The following is a 19,543-nucleotide window of genomic DNA, read 5'->3' as shown; positions in this document are numbered from 1 at the left end:
GGACGCGGGATCGTCGGCGGCAGCGTCGGCCTCGGCGTCAGGGACGGGTCCGGCTCGCTCCGGAGGCGCGGGCGAAGCGGCGGGCGGTGCGGGCTCCACCGGCCCGGTGGGCGCAGCGGATACGACTGGCTCGGCAGTGACGGGTGGCTCATCCGGCGCGGCGGGCTCATCCGGCGCGGCCGGCGCGGCCGATGGGCGTTCGGCGGTACGCAGCCTCGCCGACCTGGAGCAGCAGGCGGCCGCCCGCCGCGACGGCCCCGCGTACGGGCACGACGCGCTGATCAGCTGCGACCGCCTGGTCCGGATCTTCACCGCGGACGGTGTCGAGGTGCAGGCCCTTCAGGGCCTGGACCTGCTGGTCGGCAAGGGCGAACTGATGGCGCTGGTGGGCGCGTCCGGCAGCGGCAAGTCCACGCTGCTCAACATCCTCGCCGGCCTCGACGTCCCCACCGCGGGCGCGGCCTCCGTCGGCGGCTACGACCTGCTCGCCATGGACGCCGCCGCCCGGCTGAGCTACCGCCGCCACATGGTCGGCTTCGTCTGGCAGCAGACCGCCCGCAACCTGCTGCCGTACCTGACCGCGGCCCAGAACGTCGTGCTGCCCATGCAACTGGCCGGCCGCACCGGCCTGCGCACCAAGCGCCGCCGGTCCGCCCGCGCCGCCGAACTCCTCGACATGCTCGGCGTCGGCTACTGCCGGGACCGGCAGCCGGGCCAGATGTCCGGCGGTGAGCAGCAGCGCGCCGCGATCGCGGTCGCCCTCGCCAACAACCCTTCGGTGATCCTCGCCGACGAGCCGACCGGCGAGCTGGACTCGGCCACCGGCGAGCAGGTCTTCGCGTCCTTCCGCACCGCCAACGAGGAGTTGGGCACCACCGTCGTCGTGGTCACCCACGACCACGCGGTGTCCAACGCCGTCCGGCGCACCGTCGCCATCCGCGACGGCCGCACCGCCTCCGAGGTGGTCCGCCGTACCGAAGTCGACGAGCACGGCCAGGAGTCGGTGGTGGCCCGGGAGTACGCCACCGTCGACCGCGCCGGACGGCTCCAGATCCCGCGCGACTACACCGACGCGCTGGACATCCGCTCCCGGGTGCTGCTGGAACTGGAGCCGGACCACATCGGGGTGTGGCCGGACCGCCCGGAGGAGTAGCCGCGGGAACCGGGACCCGGACCCGGACCCGAACCCGGGCTCGGGCTCGGGCGGGCCGGTACCGGCGACACCGTCAGCGGCGTCGGCCCCCGGTCAGAACGGCGACACCGTCAGTCCGGACGCCCCCGACGCCCCGCGCATCGCCACTGACCCGTACCCGGTGCGCAGCCGCACCCACGGGCCCGCCGCGAGCACCGCGACGGCCTCGTCCGCTGCCTCGCCGGACCGCCGCGCGGGCAGGAACCCGAGGGCGTGCGCGGCATGCACCACTCGCAGCGTCACCCCGGCCCCGCCGCCGGGCAGCGGCCTGCTCCACAGCTCCTCCGCGAGCGCGTCCAGCTCCGCCCGGCCACGCCGCTCGGGCACCAGCGCCTCGGTACGGTCCCGGAACTCCGCGACCGCCCGCGCCGCCACCTCCCGCACGACCGTCGCCTGCATCTCCGCGACCCGGCGCCATCCCTCGCGCGGCGGCAGCAGTCCTGCCCAGGCCGGGCCGGTGACGGACGGCGGCACCGTGAACAGCCCGCCGCCCACCGCTTCCCCGACCGCCTCCAGCAACTGCCCGGCCGACACGGTGGCGTCCACCACCGCCGCTATCCCGTCGCCGCCGAGCGCCAGGCTCTTGACCGCCAGCACCCCGCCGAAGGGCGGCTGCCCGAACACGCCGAGCGCCGCCTCCCCCTCCGCCGAACGCAGCCGCACCACCGCGGCCTTGTCCCACCTCACCAGCCGCCCGAGGAACGCGGCGAGGTCGGCCTCCACCACCGCCGCCCCGCCCGGCCCCTCGGCGAAGCCGAGCCGCACGCTCACCCGACCACGGCCCCTTCGTCGCGGTAGCGCTCCAGGAACGCCCGCTCCTCCTCGGTGATCCGCCGCGGCCGCTGCTCGGCCAGCAGATACGGCACCACGACCGTCGCCGCCCGCGCGTACACCGCGTCCTCGTCCTTCACCTCGTACCTGACCGTCATCGACGCGGCGTTGATGCTCTCCACCCACGTCTCGATCGCCACCGGTTCGTACCGGTGCACCAGCGGCCGCAGGTAGTCGATCTCGTGCCTGGCCACCACCGAACCGCCCGCGAACGTCCCGCCGCCCTCCCGATCCGCCAGCCGGAACATGAGGTCGATCCGCGCTTCTTCCAGATACCGCAGGAACAGCACGTTGTTGACATGGCCGTACGCGTCCATGTCGCCCCAGCGCATCGGGCAGCGGAAGACGTGCCGCGCCATCAGCCGCGCGTCAGCTTCTTGTACGTGGCCCGGTGCGGGCGCGCCGCGTCCGGACCCAGTCGCTCGACCTTGTTCTTCTCGTACGACTCGAAGTTGCCCTCGAACCAGAACCACTTCGAGTCGCCCTCGTACGCCAGGATGTGCGTCGCCACCCGGTCCAGGAACCACCGGTCGTGGGAGACGACCACCGCCGCACCCGGGAACTCCAGCAGCGCGTTCTCCAGCGACGACAGCGTCTCCACGTCGAGGTCGTTGGTCGGCTCGTCCAGCAGCAGCAGATTCCCGCCCTGCTTGAGGGTCAGCGCGAGGTTCAGCCGGTTTCGCTCACCGCCGGAGAGCACCCCGGCCGGCTTCTGCTGGTCCGGGCCCTTGAAGCCGAACGCCGACACATACGCCCGCGACGGCATCTCGACCTGCCCGACGTTGATGTAGTCCAAGCCGTCCGAGACGACCTCCCACAGCGTCTTCTTCGGGTCGATGTTCGACCGGCCCTGGTCGACATACGAGATCTTCACCGTCTCGCCGACCCTGATGCTGCCGGTGTCCGCCTGCTCCAGGCCCTGGATCATCTTGAACAGCGTGGTCTTGCCCGCGCCGTTCGGCCCGATGACACCCACGATGCCGTTGCGCGGCAGGGTGAACGACAGGTCGTCGATCAGCACCTTGTCGCCGAACGCCTTGTGCAGGTGGTCCACCTCGACCACCACCGACCCGAGCCGCGGGCCCGGCGGAATCTGGATCTCCTCGAAGTCCAGCTTCCGCATCTTGTCCGCCTCGGCGGCCATCTCCTCGTACCTGGCCAGTCGGGCCTTCGACTTGGCCTGCCGCCCCTTGGCGTTGGAGCGGACCCACTCCAACTCCTCCTTCAGGCGCTTCTGCCGCTTGGCGTCCTTCTGCCCCTCGACCTTCAGCCGGGAAGCCTTGTTCTCCAGGTACGTCGAGTAGTTGCCCTCGTACGGCAGCGCGCGGCCGCGGTCCAGCTCCAGAATCCACTGCGCGACGTTGTCCAGGAAGTACCGGTCGTGGGTCACGGCCACCACGGTGCCCGGGTACTTCGCCAGGTGCTGCTCCAGCCACTGCACGGACTCCGCGTCCAGGTGGTTGGTCGGCTCGTCCAGCAGCAGCAGGTCAGGCGCTTCCAGCAGCAGCTTGCACAGTGCCACCCGGCGCTTCTCGCCACCGGAGAGGTTCGTCACCTGCCAGTCACCGGGCGGGCAGCCCAGCGCGTCCATCGCCTGCTCGAGCTGCGCGTCGAGGTCCCACGCGTTGGAGTGGTCGAGCTGCTCCTGGAGCTTGCCCATCTCGTCCAGCAGCGCGTCGGAGTAGTCCGTCGCCATCTGCTCGGCGATCTCGTTGAACCGGTCGAGCTTCGCCTTGGTCTCCGCGACGCCGTCCTGCACGTTCTCCAGGACCGTCTTCGACTCGTCCAGCGGCGGCTCCTGGAGCAGCATCCCCACGCTGTAGCCCGGCGACAGGAACGCATCCCCGTTCGACGGCTGCTCCAGCCCCGCCATGATCTTCAGCACGGTGGACTTACCGGCACCGTTCGGGCCGACCACACCGATCTTCGCGCCCGGCAGGAAGCTCAGCGTCACATCATCGAGGATGACCTTGTCGCCGTGCGCCTTACGCGTCTTGCGCATCGTGTAGATGTACTCAGCCAAGAGAAACCGTCCGGCAATCGAGAAGGGCCAATGTGCGGCTCCGCCGCGTGAGGGCAGATACGCCCCATCTTGCCGTACGTCCACCCACCGGGGCGAACGGGTAGGTCAGCCCCTGCCCCGGCCGAGGCCCGCAGTCCCGGCCCCGCACGACGGCAGCGGCCGGGACCGTGGCCCGGAGCCGGACGGACGGGTGGGACCGCCCGTCCGGCTGCCGTTCCCCGGCTACGGTCCTACGAGGTGGCGGAGTTCTTCTTGGCGCTGCGGCGGAAGAAGAAGACCGCTCCCCCACCGACCACCACGAGGGCGACCGCTATGCCCGCGATCAGCGGGGTGGAGTTGCTGCTACCGGTCTCGGCAAGGTTGCCGGTCCCGGACGCCGGGCTCGGCTGGTTGGCCGGCAGGGTCGGGGGCGGCGTGGCCGCCTTGCAGTCCAGCACGCCCTTGAAGGTCTTCACCGACTTGTCGGGCAGCGCGATGTCGATCTTGTAGCCCTGGTCCTCGGCGACGGGGACCGTGATCGTCTGCGACTTGCCGGGGGCGATGGTGTAGGTCTTCCCCTCCAGGGTGAAGGTGAAGGCTTCGTCGCCCTTGTTGGTGGCGCTGACGTCCACACCGGACTTGGCACAGTTCACCTGCGCGGTCAGCGCCGGTATCGGGCCCTGGTCCGCCCACGTGGCCGCTGCCGTGGCCTTGATCTCGGTCTGGCTGGTGCCGGCCAGGATCATGGTCTGGCTCGACCCGCCGTCCTTCGAGTTGGTGCCCGCGAAGGCGCGGCCGACCGGCACGCTCGTGGTCGCCGACACCGTCACCGACGTGCCGCCCTCCTTGGTGCCCGCGGGCACGTCGAAGTAGAGCTGGCTGCCGTCCGAGACCGACGTGACCGGCTTGCCGTCACCGTCCACCAGTTTCACGCCGGCGGGCGCGTCGGAGGCCAGCACCGCCTGGGCCCCGCTCGCGCTGGTGTGCGCGGTCACCGGGCCGATCCGCCCGCCGGACTTGCCGGACACCGAGGACGGAGTGAGCTCCAGCGACGGCGACGGCTCCGCTACGGCCTGCGCGGACTGGTCGAGGTAGTCCGCCAGCTTCTCCGCCGCCGGATCGTCCGCGGCCGCCTTCGGGTCGTCGGAGAGCCGCCAGATCGCCACCTGGGTGCCGGCCGCGGCGGTCTCCTTGGTCAGCGACCCCGATCCCGCCGTCTTGGCCAGCGCGTCGAGGTCGTTGACCTGCGGGAAGGAGTGCTGGAGTATCCAGGTGATCTTCCCGGCCACGTCCTTGTCCCGGCCCTGCTGGGTCAGGGACGTCGCGCTCCAGGGGACCTCATGGTAGGCGGCTTTGCCGCTGGTGTCGGCGCCGTTGTAGAGGTCGATGCAGTAGGTGTAGACGGTCGTGCCGTCGCTGAGGCTCAGCTTGAACAGCCCGGCTTGCTCCGCCGCGGGCTTGCCGTCCTTGCTGGTGACGGTCGCGCCACCGTACATACCCGGCACGAGATCGCCGAGTGTGCCGGTCGCGCCACCGGACGACGCGGTGTCGCCGGCCGAGCCGGTGCCGCTGTCGGCGCCGGCCGTGGTCGCTCCGGCGAAGGCGCCGACCGCGAGCAGGCCGGCGGTGACGCCGGCCGCCGCGAGACGGGCTGCGCCCCGCCTGTAGGTCTTGGACATGAGTTTTCCCCTCCGGGCGGGGCGCCTGGTCGTGATGAGGGTTGGCCCCGCCTGTGCCGAGCCCCCGTGCATACGAACGCCGAAATCCTAGGAACCGCAGATGGCATGACCACAGCCGAGAGCAGCCTGAGCGGCATTCGAATCTCAATCGTTACGCGACCACGGACATGTTTCCGTCATTGTCGATAAATCATTGACGCAATTCACGCCAGAAATGCCGGGGCGCATTCACGCGGCAGCCACTCAGGGCCCGGCCGCTGTCAACTCCGGTTCCGGCGCGCGCGCTTCCGCCCGTGCGGCCGCGCTCACCCCGCCACCCCCGCCGGAACGGCTGAACCGGGCCACGCCGCGGGCCAGATCGTGTCCGATCGCCACTGCCTCCAGTTCAGCCGCGAGGTAGCGCCGGCCGTCCTTCTCGTCCTGCCTGATCCGCAACCTGCCCTGCACGAGCAGTGGTTCACCGAGACAGACCGACTCCTTCACGTTGCTCCCGAGGTTCCGCCACGCGCGCACGGTGTAGAAGCTCGTCGCGCCGTCGGTCCACGCTCCGCGCTCGGCGTCCCAGCGGCGCGTGGTGGTGGCCAGCCGAAATCGGGTGACGATCAGGCCGGTGGCCGTCACCTGGCTCTCGGGCTCGGTCGCCACATTTCCCACGACAGTCACCAAGGTCTCGTTCATCGCGCGTTCCTTTCGTCCGCCGCGCTCCCCTGCGGAACGCGACAAGACCATCGTGCGCGAAATCGGACGACCGAGGAAAAAAGATCCGGAAACTGTGGATAACTCGCCGGATGTGGATAACTTCGTCACTCGGACGAGTGAGACAAGCGATCCCCGCGGTTTCCGGTCGGCGCCGGCACCTCGCCGGTCCGCCGATCCGACGGCCTGCCCGCCGGCAGGAGCCGGGCGGACGCCGGCGCGGAGCCGGCCACGACCGCGTACTGCTCGCGGACCTCGCGGTAGCGCATCAGCTCGGCCGCGACCGGTTCGAGCACGCGGGCCCGGCCGCAGTCCGCCGCCGCGTCCCGCAGCCGCCGCTCGGCGGCCTGTCCGTACCTTCTGGCCGGTCCCCGCGCGGCGATCCGACACGTCCCGGAGACCAGCGGACCGCCGACCCCGCCCACCGCGACCGTGACGAGCGGCGGCCACCACGACATGTCCAGAGAGCCCGATCCGACCGCGCTCAGGCAGACCACTCCGGCCAGCGCGAGAGCCATCAGCAGCCACTGGACGGCCGCGGCCACCGACCACCAGCCGGGCCGTTCCGGCGTACGCGGCCGGGCCCGGACCGCCGCGGCGTCGAGTGCCGCCGGAAGTCCTTCCCCGCCGCGCCGCGCCGCGTCCCGCACCGCTCTCGCCCACGGCACCGGCAGTCCGCGGGCCGCGTCGGCGGAAAGTCCGCGCACCGCCTCGTCGATCACCGGCCGGGAGGCCGTCGGCCGCAGCCCGGACGGACCGCTCTGCTCCTTCGCGAGCTGCGCGGGCGGCCGAACCTCGGCCCACCGCGGCCCATTTGTACGCCGACCGAGTGAACCGGTCATTTTGTGGACGAAACGGGAACAGCCCGCAGAGCCGGCCCGTTCTCCCATCAGTCGACTCCACGGCGTGCCGCAGGCGTCCCACGCGGCACTCGACCATTCCTTCTCCGCCGACTGACCGGCACCGGCCGCTCCCACCGCGTCCGCGAGCCGGTCGACGAACTCCTCGCGCGCCGGATCGGTGAGCCCGGCGCCGCCCTCGCCGACGTAGAGCGGCTGGAGTCCGCTCGCCATGCGGTCCATGTCCGCCGCCAGCCGCCGCCCCGCAGCGGCGCGTTCGGAGACGATCTGGGCCAGCACGGCGCGCAGGTCCGGCACGCCCTGCCCGGTGAGTGCGGAGGCGGCGAGCACGACGGCACCCGCCTCGCCGTGCTCGCCGACCGCCAGCCCGTCCTCGTCGAGCAGTCGCCGCAGGTCGTCGAGGACGAGGTCGGCCGTGTCCCCCGGGAGGCGGTCGACCTGGTTCAGCACCAGCACGGTGACATCGGCGTGCCCCGCCAGCGGCCGCAGATAGCGCTCGTGCAGTGCCGCGTCGGCGTACTTCTCCGGGTCCAGCACCCAGACGACGACGTCCACCAGCCGCAGCAGGCGGTCCACCTGCTCGCGGTGGCCGGTGGCGGCGGAGTCGTGGTCGGGGAGGTCGATCAGCACCAGCCCGTCGAGGCTCTGCTCCTTGACGTCACCGAGGTCCCCGCCGGCCTCGGCGCCGTCGCCAACTGAACAGTGGGAAGCGCCATCGGGTGCGCCGGACTGACCGGGCAGGCACGGCAGTTCGTGCTCCTGCCGCTCCGGGCGCCCTTGCGGCCGTGCCTCCAGCTCCCTTTCCGCCCCCGTCTCCGCGGGAGCGGGCGCTGACATGTCCCGCAACCCGTAGCGCGCGTAGCGGTCCTGTGGGGCCACGCCCAGCCGGTCCAGCAGCCCGGCTGCCCGCTCCGGCTGCCACGCGCAGGCCACCGGTCGTGAGGTGGTGGGCCTGCGCACACCCGTGGCGGACAGTTCGAGCCCGGTCAGCGCGTTGAAGAGCGTGGACTTTCCGCTGCCGGTCGCCCCGGCCATGGCCACCACGGTGTGGTCGAGTGACAGCCGCCGCCGCTCACCGACCCGCGCGAGCAGTTCGCTGCTCTCGGCCAGCTCATCCGGACTGATCCGGGTCCTGGACAGGCCGAGCAGTTCGCCGAGCGCCTCGACCCGTACGGTCAGCGGGTCGACCACCGACGGCTCGGCGGATGCGTTCGGGACGTCCAGGGCCGAGGGGCTGGTGGCCACCGGGTCACCTCTCCTTCTGTAGTACGGACAGAGCGGCGATCAGGGCGGACTGCTGACCGGCGGTGACGTCGTAGCCGTCCACGGGGGCGAGCCGGCGTTCGCGTTCACGGGACAGCAGCCCGGCGACAGCGTCGTCGAGCAGGGCACGGGCGGCATCGCGCAGCCGGACGGCGGCCTGGGCACCGAGCGTTTCGGCCAGCCGTTCGCCCGCGGGCCGGCCGGACCTGCCGCCGAGCAGCACCGTGGCCAGGAGGGTGGCGACGTCCTCCGGGTCGGCGGCCGGCCGGTCGGCGGAGCGGGACGCCCGGGCTTCGGCGTAGGCGAGGTCCGTCAGGCCGCGCCTCCAGCGGCGTACGCCCTTGTCGATGCGGGCCGCGACGGCGACCCGGTCGCGGTCGGGGCGAGCGGTGGGTTCGTCGAGCAGGGCGGCACCTGCCGGCTCATGCCGCCACGCCTCGGCGACACGGTCGTCGGCCGCGTCGGTCTCGGTGCGCAGCAAGGCGGCCAGTTCCTCGGCCAGGGCGCGCTGCAGCGCGTCTGGGCCGCAGGCCGGATAGCCCTGCCAGTACGCGAGCGCCTCTCCGGCCAGGAGGCTGCCGGCCTCGACGGCGGCGGCGGCGCGGGCCGCGGCCTGTTCATAGGCGTCCTCGGCGGCGCGGGTCAGCCGCTGTGCGGCGGCGTGCTGGGCGGCCGAAGCCGCGGCCAGGGCGGGCAGTCGGCCGCGCAGCGAGTCGAGGGTGCCGACGGCGGTGCGGCGGGCGGCGTGCTGCCGGGCGGCCGGGTCCTCGGCGCAGTGTGCCAGCCAGGCGCGCAGCGCGGCGACGGTAGTCTGCGGCAGCAGCCCGGCTCCGGCGGCGGACTCGGGCAGTTCGGGGACGGTGAAGCGGGGCACGTCGCCAAGACCGGCCTTGGTGAGCAGGGCGGCGTAGTGGCGGCTGATGTCGTCGGCGACCTGGTGCGGCACCCGGTCGAGGACGGTGGCGAGGGTGACGTCGTACTCCTTGGCGGCGCGCAGCAGGTGCCAGGGGAGGGCGTCGGCGTAGCGGGAGGCGGTGGTGACGAGAATCCAGATGTCGGCGGCGCAGATGAGTTCGGCGGCGAGTTCGCGGTTGTGGCTGACCAGGGAGTCGATGTCGGGGGCGTCGAGGAGGGCGAGGCCGCGGGGCAGGGAGTCGTCGGCTTCCAGGCGGAGTTCGGCCCGCTCGGACCCGTGGCGCTCGGCGTCGGAGCGGTCCTGGCCGTCCTCGTCCGCGCGGGAGCGCTGGCGCACCGACCAGATGCGGGTCAGTCCCGGGAGCACCCTCGGGTCCGCGAACCACGCCCGGTCCTCGGGATGGCAGACCAGCACCGGGGTGCGGGTGGTGGGCCGTAGCACTCCTGAGGGGCTGACGCGGCGGCCGACCAGCGAGTTGACCAAGGTGGACTTCCCGGCGCCCGTGGAGCCGCCGATGACCGCCAGGAGCGGTGCCTCCGGTGCCTTGAGTCGGGGGACGAGGTAGTCGTCGAGCTGGGTCAGCAGTTCCTGACGGGCTCGGCGGGCCCGGGCGGCCCCGGGCAGTGGGAAGGGGAAGCGTGCGGCGTCGACACCGTCACGCAGTGCGGACAGCGCATCGAGCAGCTCGGGCCGTACGTCCAAGATCACCACAATGGCACAATGCCCCACATTGGCGTGATTTCGAAGCCTATTCGAGACGATTTGCCCTATTCGCGTCTTACGAGACCCCGATGGGACGCACGGGAGCCAGGGGGCGGAATGAGCCACCGGCATAACGAGTGCACAACAGCAGCATTTCGACCCGTCAAAAGCGATGCGGCTTCCGCGGCCACCTGGGATTATCGGACCGCTTCACCGAACCTCCACAACGTGTCACGCGGGTGAAGCACGCGGCAGCGGGTATCTGTCGCCCTATCCTTGACCCCGGTACGAGGTCACGGAACCACCCAGGGGCGGAGACAGCCGCGGCCACTGTCCGGCCCCCGTAGCTCAGTGGATAGAGCAGGTGCCTTCTAAGCACTTGGCCGCAGGTTCGAGTCCTGCCGGGGGCACCACGCGGAAGGACCGAGGGGCGGCTACCAGCGGTCACCTTATCCTTCTTTTTCGCTTTTGCGGGGGTGTGGACTCCGGTGAATCGTTGCCGCGGATGGCTGGTTTCAGCCCCTGAGGCGGCTGTTGCCTCGGTTGCTCCGGCTACCTCCCGGATCATGCCGCCCGTGCGGCCGCCGGCTCACGATGTCGGCGGCGGTGACGCGGGCGGGCCCCCGCTCCGGCGGACGGTCACCGGGAGAGGAAGTCGACGATCGCCGGCAGCGCGGTGGGGTCCTGGAACGGGAAGAGGTGCCCGCCGTCGAAAAGCCGCAGTTCGGCGTCAGGAACGGCCCGGGCGATGGCCTCGCTGTTGGCGACCGGCGCGATGCCGTCGTAGCGACCGGCGGCGACCAGCGTCGGGCAGGTGACCGCCGCGAGCCGGTCGTACACGTCGTGGTCCGCCCGGGCACGCAACTGGAAGTCCTCGCCCCGCCGTATCCGGTCCGGCTTGTCCGACGTCAGCCGACCGCGCATCGGGGCGACCAGAGCGCGGTCGCCAGGGTGGCCGGCCAGCCATTCGGTGGTGAAGCGGGTGTCGAGGAGGCGCGCGTACCGGGTCTCCTGCTCGCCCGGGAGGAGTTGGCCCAGCGTGTGCAGCGGGAAGGAGGAACCGCCGCGGCCGCCGGACGACGTGCACAGCAGCGCCAGTCGCTCGACCCGGCCCGGTCGGGTGACGGCAAGTTCCTGGGCGACCATCCCGCCGAAGCTGAAGCCGAGCAGCCGGAACGTCGGCCAGCCGAGGTGGTCGGCGAGCGCCGCCGCGTCCGCACCGAGGTCGGCCATGCCGTACGGCCCGGCGGCGGGCGCCGACCGGCCCATGCCTCGCTGGTCGAAGGCGGCCACCTCGAAGTGGCTGGTCAGGGGGATGATCAGGGGCGCCGCCTCGGCGAGCGTCCCGCCGGACCCGTTGAGGAACAGCAGTCGCGGTCCCGTGCCCCTCACCTCGTAGTGGAGGGCGACTCCGTCAAGGTCGGCGGTGGCCATCGCGTCAGCTCCTGTCCAGTCCGTTCGCGGTCCGGTCCCGCTCCGGCGCCCGTCCGATCCCGGACGGGAACGGCCCCGGCCCGGCCCGGTCCGGTTCCGGCTGCGGCGAGTCGTCGGGGGAATTCTCCCGCAGACCCAAGTCGCTCCGTGCGCAAGAGCGTTCACCGGCTCAGCTCGGATCAGGGGCCACAGCACAACTCGCCCCGTACACAGGCCGATTGACGCCCGATCGCCCGTAGGTCCGATGCCACCGCCGCGTTCCGGAACCGACGGTTCCCCCGCGGCTCGGCGCCGTCCGATTCCGGCGGCAGGTGAGGTCGACCGCGCGGCGCCCACGGGCAGTCGAACGACGGCCACTACCTGGCGTTCCTGATCAGCTTCGCCGTCATCTCGGCGTCGTGGGGCCGGCACCACCGCGTCCACCGCGCCGTCGCCCGCGTCGACGCGCCGCTGCGGTCGATCAACATGCTCTGGCTGCTGATGATCGTCCTGAACCCGCTCGCGACCAAGATGCTCACCACGGAGGATCACGACAGTGTCGCCACGCACGCCCTGCGCTTCGGGTTCTACGCACTCCTGCAGGTGATCGCCGGCCTCGCGCTGCTCGCGGCGACCCGCCGCCTGACCGAGCAGCACCTGCGCACAGGAGGCGCCCCGGCACCCTCCGGCCCGGGCGACGGCCGCGACCTGCACGGCGTCACCATCGGGTTCGCCCTCTCGATCCCGGTCTTCTTCGCGACCACCTACGGATGGGTGCTCTGGATCATCTGCCCCTTCGTCGCCAACCGTCTCGGCTCCCGCGTCCGCGACCGCCAACGCGCCGGCCAGACGGCCTGATCCACGCACCGACCAGCGGCTTGAACCAGGCGCCGGCCGGCCCTCCCTCCCGGTGATCCCGGGGCCGTGGGGCCGCGGTCACTGCGGAAGGGCGGGCCGGGTGCGTCCCCGCGGGGGTCAGGACCAGGCGGTGCCGCCGGCGTAGTCGGAGGCGAGTGCCGTGTTGATACCGGAGATGATCGGTGCGGACGTGGTGATGAAGCCGAGTTCGCGGTTCTTGTTGAGGGAGGCGCTGGAGAAGTTCTGGGAGCCGACGTCGACGGTGGCGGCGCTGGTGCCGTAGTCGGCGACGATCGCCTTGGCATGGATGTAGAGGGACGCGGTGTAGGCGTAGGTGCGGACGTGGACGCCGGCCGTGGTGAGGGCGTCGAACTCGTCGGCGTACTCGTTGTCGTCGTTGGTCATGGTGACCTCGACGTTCACGCCGCGCTTGGCGGCGTTCTCCAGCGCGGTGACGACGGTGGCGTAGCCCATCTCCTCGTTCTCCACCGACAGGCTGGTGGTGGCGCCGTTGATGATCGCCAGGATCTTCGACTGGGCGTCGGTGGGGCTCCACACCAGGTGGTCGCCGTCGGTGGGGGTGATCGCGGTGCCCGCGTAGTCGGCCTCGAAGACCTTCTCGATCGCCTTGACGTCGAGGGAGTTGTTCTCGATGACGGCGAAGTCGCGGCTGGTGGAGTAGTACTGGCTGGTCAGGTTGCCGCTCATGATGGCGGTGGTGGCGTCGTCGACCGTGAGGGTCTTCTGGTGGGTGGCGGCGTAGCTGGTGGAGGCCCAGTGGGTCGGCACGCCGTTGGCGTTGAGATAGCTGTACGCCGCGGTGTTGTTGGACTTCTCCAGGTTCTGGTCGAGGATCACCCGGACCGTCACCCCGCGGGCCGCGGCCGCGGCGAGGTCGTGCTCGGCGGTGGTGTCGGTCAGTTCGTACATCGTGAGGTCGATGCTGGTCGTCGCCGAGCCGATCAGGTCGTAGATGGCGCCGTAACCGGCGGACGGCTCGGTGACCAGGGTGTACGTGACCGCCGAGGGGGTGGCGGCGGACGGTCCGGCGGCCGTGGTCGTCGTGGCGGCTCCGTTCGCGCCGGCCCGGGTCGTGGCGGCTCCGGTCGTGGCGGCTCCGGCGGTTCCTGCCGTGCCGACGGCGCCGGCCGCGCCCGCGACCAGGGCGGCGGCCGCGAGCAGGCAGGCGGGACGGATGTGCGGGCGGGACATGCGCACCTCGCGTGGGGGTTGTCCGATATGACATGTACAGGACATCACGAGTCCTCGCGGTGATCACCACAGCCCAGGCGAAATCCTGGACTCGGCTTGGCAAAGTTCGTCGCCCCGGCTCCGCCCCTGACGCCATCTCCGCCGCCGCCCCGGCTCACGTCGCGGACCCGTACCGCTGCGCCCAGTCTGCGCCGAAGTCGTCCCGTCGGCAGGGGCGTTGGGCCCCGGTTCCGGAGTGATCCGGATACGCCCCCGGGGCCGACGCGCTACGGCGTGCGGAACCCGGCGCGGTACTCCCGCGGCGGCAGCCCCTTGAACTGGCGGAACCTGCGGTTGAAGTTGGCGAGGTTGGCGTAGCCGCAGTCAGCGGCGATGTCGGCGACCCGCCGGTCGGTGTCGCGCAGCAGATGGCAGGCCACCTCGATCCGCAGGCGGTTGAGGTAGTCGGTGAGGGTCATGCCGGTGGTGCGGCGGAAGAAGCGGCTCACCGACGTGGGTGACATGTGGGCGGCCCCGGCGATCTCGTCCAGGCCGATCGAGCGGGTGTAGCACGCGTGCAACAGCCGCACGATCGCGTCGACACGGTCGCCAGAGGTGCGATTGAGGGCGGGCACGTGCCGGGCGCCGGCCAGCGGGATCGCCGGCTCGCGGGTGGACAGGTCGACGAGGAGGCGAAGCAGCGCGAGGGTGCGCTCTGGTGGCGGGAGGGTGGGCAGGGCGGTGAGACCAGTGGGATCGAACGGTTCGGTCCGCCCGCCAGGCCCGGCCGGCTCCACCCGCTCGGCCGGCGCGGCCGATCGCGACGGGAAGTGGAGCCCGCGGGCGGCCCGTTCGAGCAACCGCGCCACATCGGCGAACTCGGGGCGGTCGAAGAGGTCGGGCCCGAGGAAGTCCCGCCGGAACTGCGCGACGACCGCCTCCTGCCCGACCGGTCCGACCCGCCCGACCTGCCCGGGCGTCGAGACGTACGTATGCGGCATCTCCGGGCCGATCAGCGTCAAGTCGCCCGGCCCGTAAGGCTGTACGCAGTCACCGACGATGCGGGTGCCGTTGCCGCGCACGATCAGCGTCAACTCGTACTCGTGGTGGAAGTGCCACTGGAAGTCGAAGCGGGCTTCGCGGCGCGCGAAGAGCTTCCAGCTCAGGGGTGCGGTGGGGACGACGTACTCGAATACCGCGCGCATGCTACTCACATGCCCTTGTCGGCGTGCATCGGGACATCCGGCGGGCAGGAAAGTACCAGAACCGGCCATCTCAGGCGTGGCCCGGTCAGGCGCCGGACGGGAGTCTTGCCGCATGACGCCGACGCCCGAGGAAGACCTGAGCACTCCGTACGCCATCGAACCGGCCGCGGTCCGGCGGTTCCACGAGGAGGGCTTCGCCAAGCTGTCCGGCGTGCTTGCCGCCAGCACCGTCGAGGCATATGAACCGGAAATCACCGCCAAGGTCGTGGAGTTGAACACCCAGCACCTGCCGCTGGCCGAACGCGACACGTACGGCAAGGCGTTCCTCCAGGTCACCAACTTGTGGCAGCACAGCGCGAAGGTACGCGAGCTGGTCTTCTCGCGGCGACTGGCCGGCATCGCCGCCGCACTGCTCGGCGTTCCGTCGGTACGCCTCTACCACGACCAGGCGCTGTACAAGGAGCCCGGCGGCGGCATCACCCCGTGGCACGCCGACCAGTACTACTGGCCGCTGTCGAGCGACCGGACGGTGACCGTGTGGCTGCCGCTCCAGGAAACGCCCGCCGAGATGGGTCCGCTGTCGTTCGCGGCGGGCAGTCACCGCTTCGCGTTCGGCCGCGACCTGCCGATCAGCGACGACTCCGAACGCGCGCTGCGGCAGGCACTCGCCACGCAGGACTTCCCGGTGGAGGAAACGCCCTACCGTCTCGGCGACGCCAGCTTCCACGGCGGCTGGACCTTCCACCGGGCCGCCCCGAACCGCTCCGCGATCGCCCGTCGGGTGATGACCGTGATCTACATGGCCGCCGACATCACCGTGGCCGAGCCGACGAACGACTTCCAGCGATCCGACCTGGCCATGTGGCTGCCGGGCACGAAGGTGGGCGGCGTCCCGGCGTCACCGCTGAACCCGGTGCTCTACGGCTGAGCCGAGGCTCGGCGGCCCCGCGGGGCTGCGGGACACGGGGGCGGTAGCCGCCCGGGCCGCCGGGTGCGGCGCCGCTCCGGAAGGCACCCGGTCAGGAGCGGACAGGGGCGCCGTTCGGGATGGGGCGCAACGAAGCCACGCAACACCAATTTGTACATGACTGGATTATTTTACCTGTTTACGGTGGTTTGTCGGATCGGTGACCGGGCACACCCCATTCGGCCCCCTCCCCGGCGGTGACCGACCGTAGCCCCGCGGGGTCGTAGTGCGAGGAGCTGGTGATCGATGTCCCCTTCCGTCTCCGCTTCCACCCCCGCGTCCATGCCCACACCCGCGCACACACCCGCTTCCCCGCGCGGCAGGCATCCGCACGACGACGCCCCCGACACCGCCGAGGCGTTCCGCCGCCTCGCCCGGCTGCCGGACGGCGCGTCCAAGGAACGGCTGCGCCAGGAGATCGCCACGGACTGGCTGCCGATGGCACACCGCCTGGCCGGCCGTTACCGCAACCGCGGCGAGTCACTGGACGACCTGCGGCAGGTGGCCGCACTCGGCCTGGTCAAGGCCGTGAGCCGGTACGACCCGGCGCGCGGCACCGCCTTCGAGAGCTACGCGGTGCCGACCATAGACGGCGAGATCAAGCGGCACTTCCGCGACTGCATGTGGTCGGTGCACGTACCGCGCCGGGTGCAGGCACTACGGGCCCGGGTGCGGGCCGCGCACCAGGAACTGGCGCAGAGCCGACCGGGCCGGGAACCCACCGCGGCCGAGATCGCCGAGCACGCCGACCTCACCGAACAGGAAGCCGCCGCCGGCCTGGAGGCACTCGAGAGCTTCAGCTCGCTGTCGCTGGACGCGCAGTGCCGGCAGCCGATGGACACCGGGCCCATGTCACTGGCCGACACGCTGGGCGCCCCGGACCCCGCGCTCGACGTCGTCCTCGACCGCGAGGCGGTCAAGCCGCAGCTGTGCCGCCTGCCCGAACGCGAGCGTCACATCCTCTACCTCCGCTTCTTCCGCGGAATGACCCAGAGCATGATCGCCGACCAGCTCGGCATATCCCAGATGCACGTGTCACGACTGATCAGCCGGTCCTGTTCGGCGATCCGCGCGGAGGTCGTCGGAGCCGAGCTGGCCGTGGACGCGGCCGAGGATGAAGCCGGAGGCAGCGAAACCGACCGGGCCGTGACCGAATACGACCGGACAGCCGCCCCAAAAGCCGACTCCCCGCCGCAGCGGCACGCCGCCTGACCGACCCGCACCACCCTCACGCGCCCTGGAACGAAGGGCGACCGCCCCACTCTCCGACGGAAACGCCACCCCGGCCCGTCCCGGCACCGCCGGCGCCGTGGACGAGTTCCGGCCGACGAGGAGCGTCCCCGCGGACCGTCGCGATCGCCTCCCCTTCCCCTCCTCTTCACCAGCGCATCTCCCCTCCCGCGAACCCGAACTCAGGTGAGCAGGAACGGGCATGGTTTGCCCGAAAGGGCTACGAGCGTGAATGAGCGGTGTGAGAAGGTGTGCGCCTGAGCTGCCCCCGGCAGGCTTCGAGCACCTGTCGGCATCGCGCTCGCCGCCGGGGCGATCGCGCGGGCGGTCATGGGCCACCCCGGCGAGCAAGCAAACGATGCGAGGGATCGTTGCGTATGGACTCCACACTGTCCGGGGCGACTTCGACAGCCCGGCGACGCAGACGGCTGACGAACCGCATCAAGGAGCACGTGCGGGACCTCAATGTGCAGCTCACGCTACTCAACCACCAGGTAGGCGCGCACCTGGACCTCCGAGACGCCGACCTGGAGTGCCTGGACCTGATCAGCCGGCACGGCCCGACGGGCCCGACGGCACTGGCCCGGCGCGCGGGGCTCCATCCGGCCACGCTCACCGGCGTGCTGGACCGGCTGGAACGCGGTGGGTGGGTGGTCCGCACCCCCAACCCGAGCGACCGCCGGGCGATACTCGTCCAAGTGATCAAGGAGAAGGAAGCCGAGATCGCATACCTCCTCTCCGGCCTCAGCCACGCCATGGACGACGTGTGCGCGGGGTACGACGACGATGAACTGGCGCTGATAGCCGATTTCCTGCTGCGCAGCGCCAAGGCGGGGCGGATCGCCACGGACGAGCTCACCGAAAGCTGACGCGCGCCCCTCCCCCTTCCAAGCCCGGGCCCGGCCCCCGCACCGCACTTTCCAGCACCGGCGGTTCGACAAACACCGTCGCGCGGGCGGCCGGGCCCGCCGATCCCCCTCGCCCCCACCGGCGCCACCCCACCGGCGATCCACGGCACCCACGCCGCCGCGCTGCCGCGCCCCCGCCCGCGCACCATCGTCCGACCGCCCCCGCCACCCCGCCGGCATCTTCGCCGACCCGGCCGGCAGCAGCGTCTCGTCCTCCCTCCGACGACGACGGCCTTCCGCGATGCCACGCGGCCGCTGCGCCCAGCAGCTCATCTCGGCCGAGCCATCGGATGACCGCTGCTCGACCGCCGCCAACCACTCGCGGAACAAGGCGCGTTCGCCCTTCTTCTCCTCCCCCAGCATCCGTTCGCCCGAGCATCCTTCGAACAGCTCCCCTGGTCCGGACCGCCGCCACGCGGCCTCGCCCGCGCGGCGGAGACCCGACCGCCGCAAGGCGATCTCCGGTCCACCGTCGACCGTGCAGCCCACGGCCCGCCCCCGCCGCTTCCCGTCGAGCCGCCTTTGATCCCCGCGTGGTCGGCATGACAACACCGAACTGCACACTCTTGTTCATTACACCCTCTCTTCAAGCAGAATCAATCATCTACACTGACCGAAGTACGCGCACGACACCCGCCCGCGCACCACCGCGCCCCGCCCTGCCCGAGGAGCCCGCATGGCCGCCCCATCCCTGACCACCACCGAGATCACCACCCAGCCCGACTGCTGGCAGCGCGCGGCCGACCTCGCCCCGGGGCAGTCCGGCAAGCTGCCGGCCCGCGGCGAACGGGTCGCGGTCATCGGCTGCGGCACGTCCTGGTTCATGGCCCAGTCCTACGCCACCCTGCGCGAGAGCACCGGGCACGGCGAGACCGACGCCTTCGCCGCCTCCGAGTTCCCGCTCGGCCGCAGCTACGACCGGGTGCTCGCGATCACCCGCTCCGGCACGACCACCGAAGTACTCAGGGCCTGCGAGCAGTTGCTCGGCTCCACTCCGGTCACCGCCATCACCGCCGACCCGAAGACCCCGGTGATGCAGGCCGCCGACGAGATCGTCGTCCTCGACTTCGCCGACGAGCAGTCCGTGGTGCAGACCCGCTTCGCCACCACCGCGCTGGCCCTGCTCCGCGCCCACCTCGGTGAGGACCTCACCACCGCGATCGCCGATGCCCGCACCGCCGTCAGCGACGAACTGGCATCCGAGGCACTCGCCGCCGAGCAGATCACCTTCCTCGGCACCGGTTGGACCTACGGCCTGGCCCAGGAGGCCGCGCTGAAGATGCGCGAGGCCGCCGGCGCCTGGACCGAGGCATACCCGGCCATGGAGTACCGCCACGGTCCGATCAGCATCACCGGCCCCGGCCGCGTCGCCTGGTCCTTCGGCCCGCTGCCCGAGGGCCTGGCCGCGAACGTCGCCGCCGTCGGCGGTCACCTCGAGCACCGGCCCGCCGCCGACCCTCTGGCCGACCTGATCCGCGCCCAACGCCTCGCCGTCGCGATCGCCGAGGCCAAGGGCTACGACCCCGACCGCCCGCGCAACCTGACCCGCTCGGTCATCCTCTCGTGAGTCCCATCACCACCCACCTCCCTTCCACCGCTGACGATCCGTCCGATTCCGTCCGCACCCGCT

General features: G+C 71.7%; 16 protein-coding genes and 1 tRNA gene. 7 read left to right on the top strand and 10 right to left on the bottom strand.

Features of this window, described 5'->3' with window-relative positions:
- The first annotated feature begins 223 nt into the window (after window positions 1-223).
- Window positions 224-1,153 carry an ABC transporter ATP-binding protein gene (locus AB0399_RS07355; protein WP_366410549.1) on the top strand — a complete coding sequence of 310 codons (930 nt, stop codon included), beginning with the start codon at window positions 224-226 and terminating at the stop codon, window positions 1,151-1,153.
- 93 nt (window positions 1,154-1,246) lie between these two features.
- Here AB0399_RS07355 and AB0399_RS07350 read toward each other — a convergent pair whose 3' ends face one another.
- The 7 genes from AB0399_RS07350 to AB0399_RS07320 all read right to left on the bottom strand — a co-directional run bounded on the left by AB0399_RS07350 (window position 1,247) and on the right by AB0399_RS07320 (window position 10,150).
- Entirely contained in the window at window positions 1,247-1,963 is a 717-nt protein-coding gene (locus AB0399_RS07350) for a hypothetical protein (protein ID WP_328464292.1), read from the bottom strand.
- Window positions 1,960-2,382 carry a thioesterase family protein gene (locus tag AB0399_RS07345; protein WP_329369297.1) on the bottom strand — a complete coding sequence of 141 codons (423 nt, stop codon included), beginning with the start codon at window positions 2,380-2,382 and terminating at the stop codon, window positions 1,960-1,962. The genes AB0399_RS07350 and AB0399_RS07345 overlap by 4 nt, the downstream gene beginning before the upstream one ends.
- Complete coding sequence (ettA, locus tag AB0399_RS07340; RefSeq protein WP_328464296.1) at window positions 2,382-4,046, bottom strand: energy-dependent translational throttle protein EttA; 1,665 nt, start codon at window positions 4,044-4,046, stop codon at window positions 2,382-2,384. The genes AB0399_RS07345 and ettA overlap by 1 nt, the downstream gene beginning before the upstream one ends.
- A gap of 230 nt (window positions 4,047-4,276) precedes the next feature.
- On the bottom strand, window positions 4,277-5,704 hold the full coding sequence (locus AB0399_RS07335) for a thioester domain-containing protein (RefSeq protein ID WP_329369293.1): 1,428 nt from the start codon (window positions 5,702-5,704) through the stop codon (window positions 4,277-4,279).
- Window positions 5,705-5,947: 243 nt separating this feature from the next.
- Window positions 5,948-6,382: a single-stranded DNA-binding protein gene (locus AB0399_RS07330; RefSeq protein WP_329369291.1), complete on the bottom strand. Its 435-nt coding sequence runs from the start codon at window positions 6,380-6,382 to the stop codon at window positions 5,948-5,950.
- Window positions 6,383-6,507: 125 nt separating this feature from the next.
- A complete protein-coding gene (locus AB0399_RS07325; protein WP_366410548.1) occupies window positions 6,508-8,451 on the bottom strand; it encodes a dynamin family protein in 1,944 nt (647 codons plus the stop codon).
- A gap of 58 nt (window positions 8,452-8,509) precedes the next feature.
- Entirely contained in the window at window positions 8,510-10,150 is a 1,641-nt protein-coding gene (locus tag AB0399_RS07320) for a dynamin family protein (protein ID WP_366410537.1), read from the bottom strand.
- 328 nt (window positions 10,151-10,478) lie between these two features.
- Between AB0399_RS07320 and AB0399_RS07315 the strand changes: the two genes are divergently transcribed.
- Window positions 10,479-10,554 (top strand) — tRNA-Arg (locus AB0399_RS07315).
- Window positions 10,555-10,780: 226 nt separating this feature from the next.
- Here AB0399_RS07315 and AB0399_RS07310 read toward each other — a convergent pair.
- Window positions 10,781-11,575 carry an alpha/beta fold hydrolase gene (locus AB0399_RS07310; protein ID WP_366410536.1) on the bottom strand — a complete coding sequence of 265 codons (795 nt, stop codon included), beginning with the start codon at window positions 11,573-11,575 and terminating at the stop codon, window positions 10,781-10,783.
- Window positions 11,576-11,935: 360 nt separating this feature from the next.
- Here AB0399_RS07310 and AB0399_RS07305 point away from each other — a divergent pair, with 360 nt between their 5' ends.
- The gene (locus AB0399_RS07305) at window positions 11,936-12,412 is read left to right on the top strand and encodes a TMEM175 family protein (RefSeq protein ID WP_366410547.1); all 477 of its coding nucleotides are present in this window, start codon (window positions 11,936-11,938) and stop codon (window positions 12,410-12,412) included.
- 117 nt (window positions 12,413-12,529) lie between these two features.
- Here AB0399_RS07305 and AB0399_RS07300 read toward each other — a convergent pair whose 3' ends face one another.
- Window positions 12,530-13,624 (bottom strand): phospholipase D-like domain-containing protein, encoded by a 1,095-nt coding sequence (locus tag AB0399_RS07300; protein ID WP_366410535.1) that lies wholly within the window; start codon window positions 13,622-13,624, stop codon window positions 12,530-12,532.
- A gap of 266 nt (window positions 13,625-13,890) precedes the next feature.
- Window positions 13,891-14,808 (bottom strand): AraC family transcriptional regulator, encoded by a 918-nt coding sequence (locus AB0399_RS07295; protein WP_366410534.1) that lies wholly within the window; start codon window positions 14,806-14,808, stop codon window positions 13,891-13,893.
- 112 nt (window positions 14,809-14,920) lie between these two features.
- Here AB0399_RS07295 and AB0399_RS07290 point away from each other — a divergent pair, with 112 nt between their 5' ends.
- The 4 genes from AB0399_RS07290 to AB0399_RS07275 all read left to right on the top strand — a co-directional run bounded on the left by AB0399_RS07290 (window position 14,921) and on the right by AB0399_RS07275 (window position 19,480).
- Complete coding sequence (locus AB0399_RS07290) at window positions 14,921-15,736, top strand: phytanoyl-CoA dioxygenase family protein (protein ID WP_366410533.1); 816 nt, start codon at window positions 14,921-14,923, stop codon at window positions 15,734-15,736.
- A 321-nt stretch (window positions 15,737-16,057) separates the two neighbouring features.
- Entirely contained in the window at window positions 16,058-16,987 is a 930-nt protein-coding gene (locus AB0399_RS07285) for a SigB/SigF/SigG family RNA polymerase sigma factor (protein ID WP_366410546.1), read from the top strand.
- Between the two features lie 395 nt (window positions 16,988-17,382).
- On the top strand, window positions 17,383-17,874 hold the full coding sequence (locus AB0399_RS07280) for a MarR family transcriptional regulator (RefSeq protein WP_328464314.1): 492 nt from the start codon (window positions 17,383-17,385) through the stop codon (window positions 17,872-17,874).
- Between the two features lie 715 nt (window positions 17,875-18,589).
- The gene (locus AB0399_RS07275) at window positions 18,590-19,480 is read left to right on the top strand and encodes an SIS domain-containing protein (protein ID WP_366410532.1); all 891 of its coding nucleotides are present in this window, start codon (window positions 18,590-18,592) and stop codon (window positions 19,478-19,480) included.
- Window positions 19,481-19,543 lie beyond the last annotated feature (63 nt).

Source organism: Streptomyces sp. NPDC088194 (assembly GCF_040702025.1).
Lineage (GTDB): Bacteria > Actinomycetota > Actinomycetes > Streptomycetales > Streptomycetaceae > Actinacidiphila.
Note: the sequence above shows the minus strand (reverse complement) of the source record. Positions and strands in the feature narration are given on the sequence as shown.

Excerpts from the sequence above, each read along its gene's own strand:
- AB0399_RS07345 (WP_329369297.1), bottom strand. The coding sequence starts at position 2,382 with ATGGCGCGGCACGTCTTCCGCTGCCCGATGCGCTGGGGCGACATGGAC.
- AB0399_RS07335 (WP_329369293.1), bottom strand. The coding sequence starts at position 5,704 with ATGTCCAAGACCTACAGGCGGGGCGCAGCCCGTCTCGCGGCGGCCGGC.
- AB0399_RS07330 (WP_329369291.1), bottom strand. The coding sequence starts at position 6,382 with ATGAACGAGACCTTGGTGACTGTCGTGGGAAATGTGGCGACCGAGCCC.
- AB0399_RS07310 (WP_366410536.1), bottom strand. The coding sequence starts at position 11,575 with ATGGCCACCGCCGACCTTGACGGAGTCGCCCTCCACTACGAGGTGAGG.
- AB0399_RS07300 (WP_366410535.1), bottom strand. The coding sequence starts at position 13,624 with ATGTCCCGCCCGCACATCCGTCCCGCCTGCCTGCTCGCGGCCGCCGCC.
- AB0399_RS07295 (WP_366410534.1), bottom strand. The coding sequence starts at position 14,808 with ATGCGCGCGGTATTCGAGTACGTCGTCCCCACCGCACCCCTGAGCTGG.
- AB0399_RS07290 (WP_366410533.1), top strand. The coding sequence starts at position 14,921 with ATGACGCCGACGCCCGAGGAAGACCTGAGCACTCCGTACGCCATCGAA.
- AB0399_RS07285 (WP_366410546.1), top strand. The coding sequence starts at position 16,058 with ATGCCCACACCCGCGCACACACCCGCTTCCCCGCGCGGCAGGCATCCG.
- AB0399_RS07280 (WP_328464314.1), top strand. The coding sequence starts at position 17,383 with ATGGACTCCACACTGTCCGGGGCGACTTCGACAGCCCGGCGACGCAGA.
- AB0399_RS07275 (WP_366410532.1), top strand. The coding sequence starts at position 18,590 with ATGGCCGCCCCATCCCTGACCACCACCGAGATCACCACCCAGCCCGAC.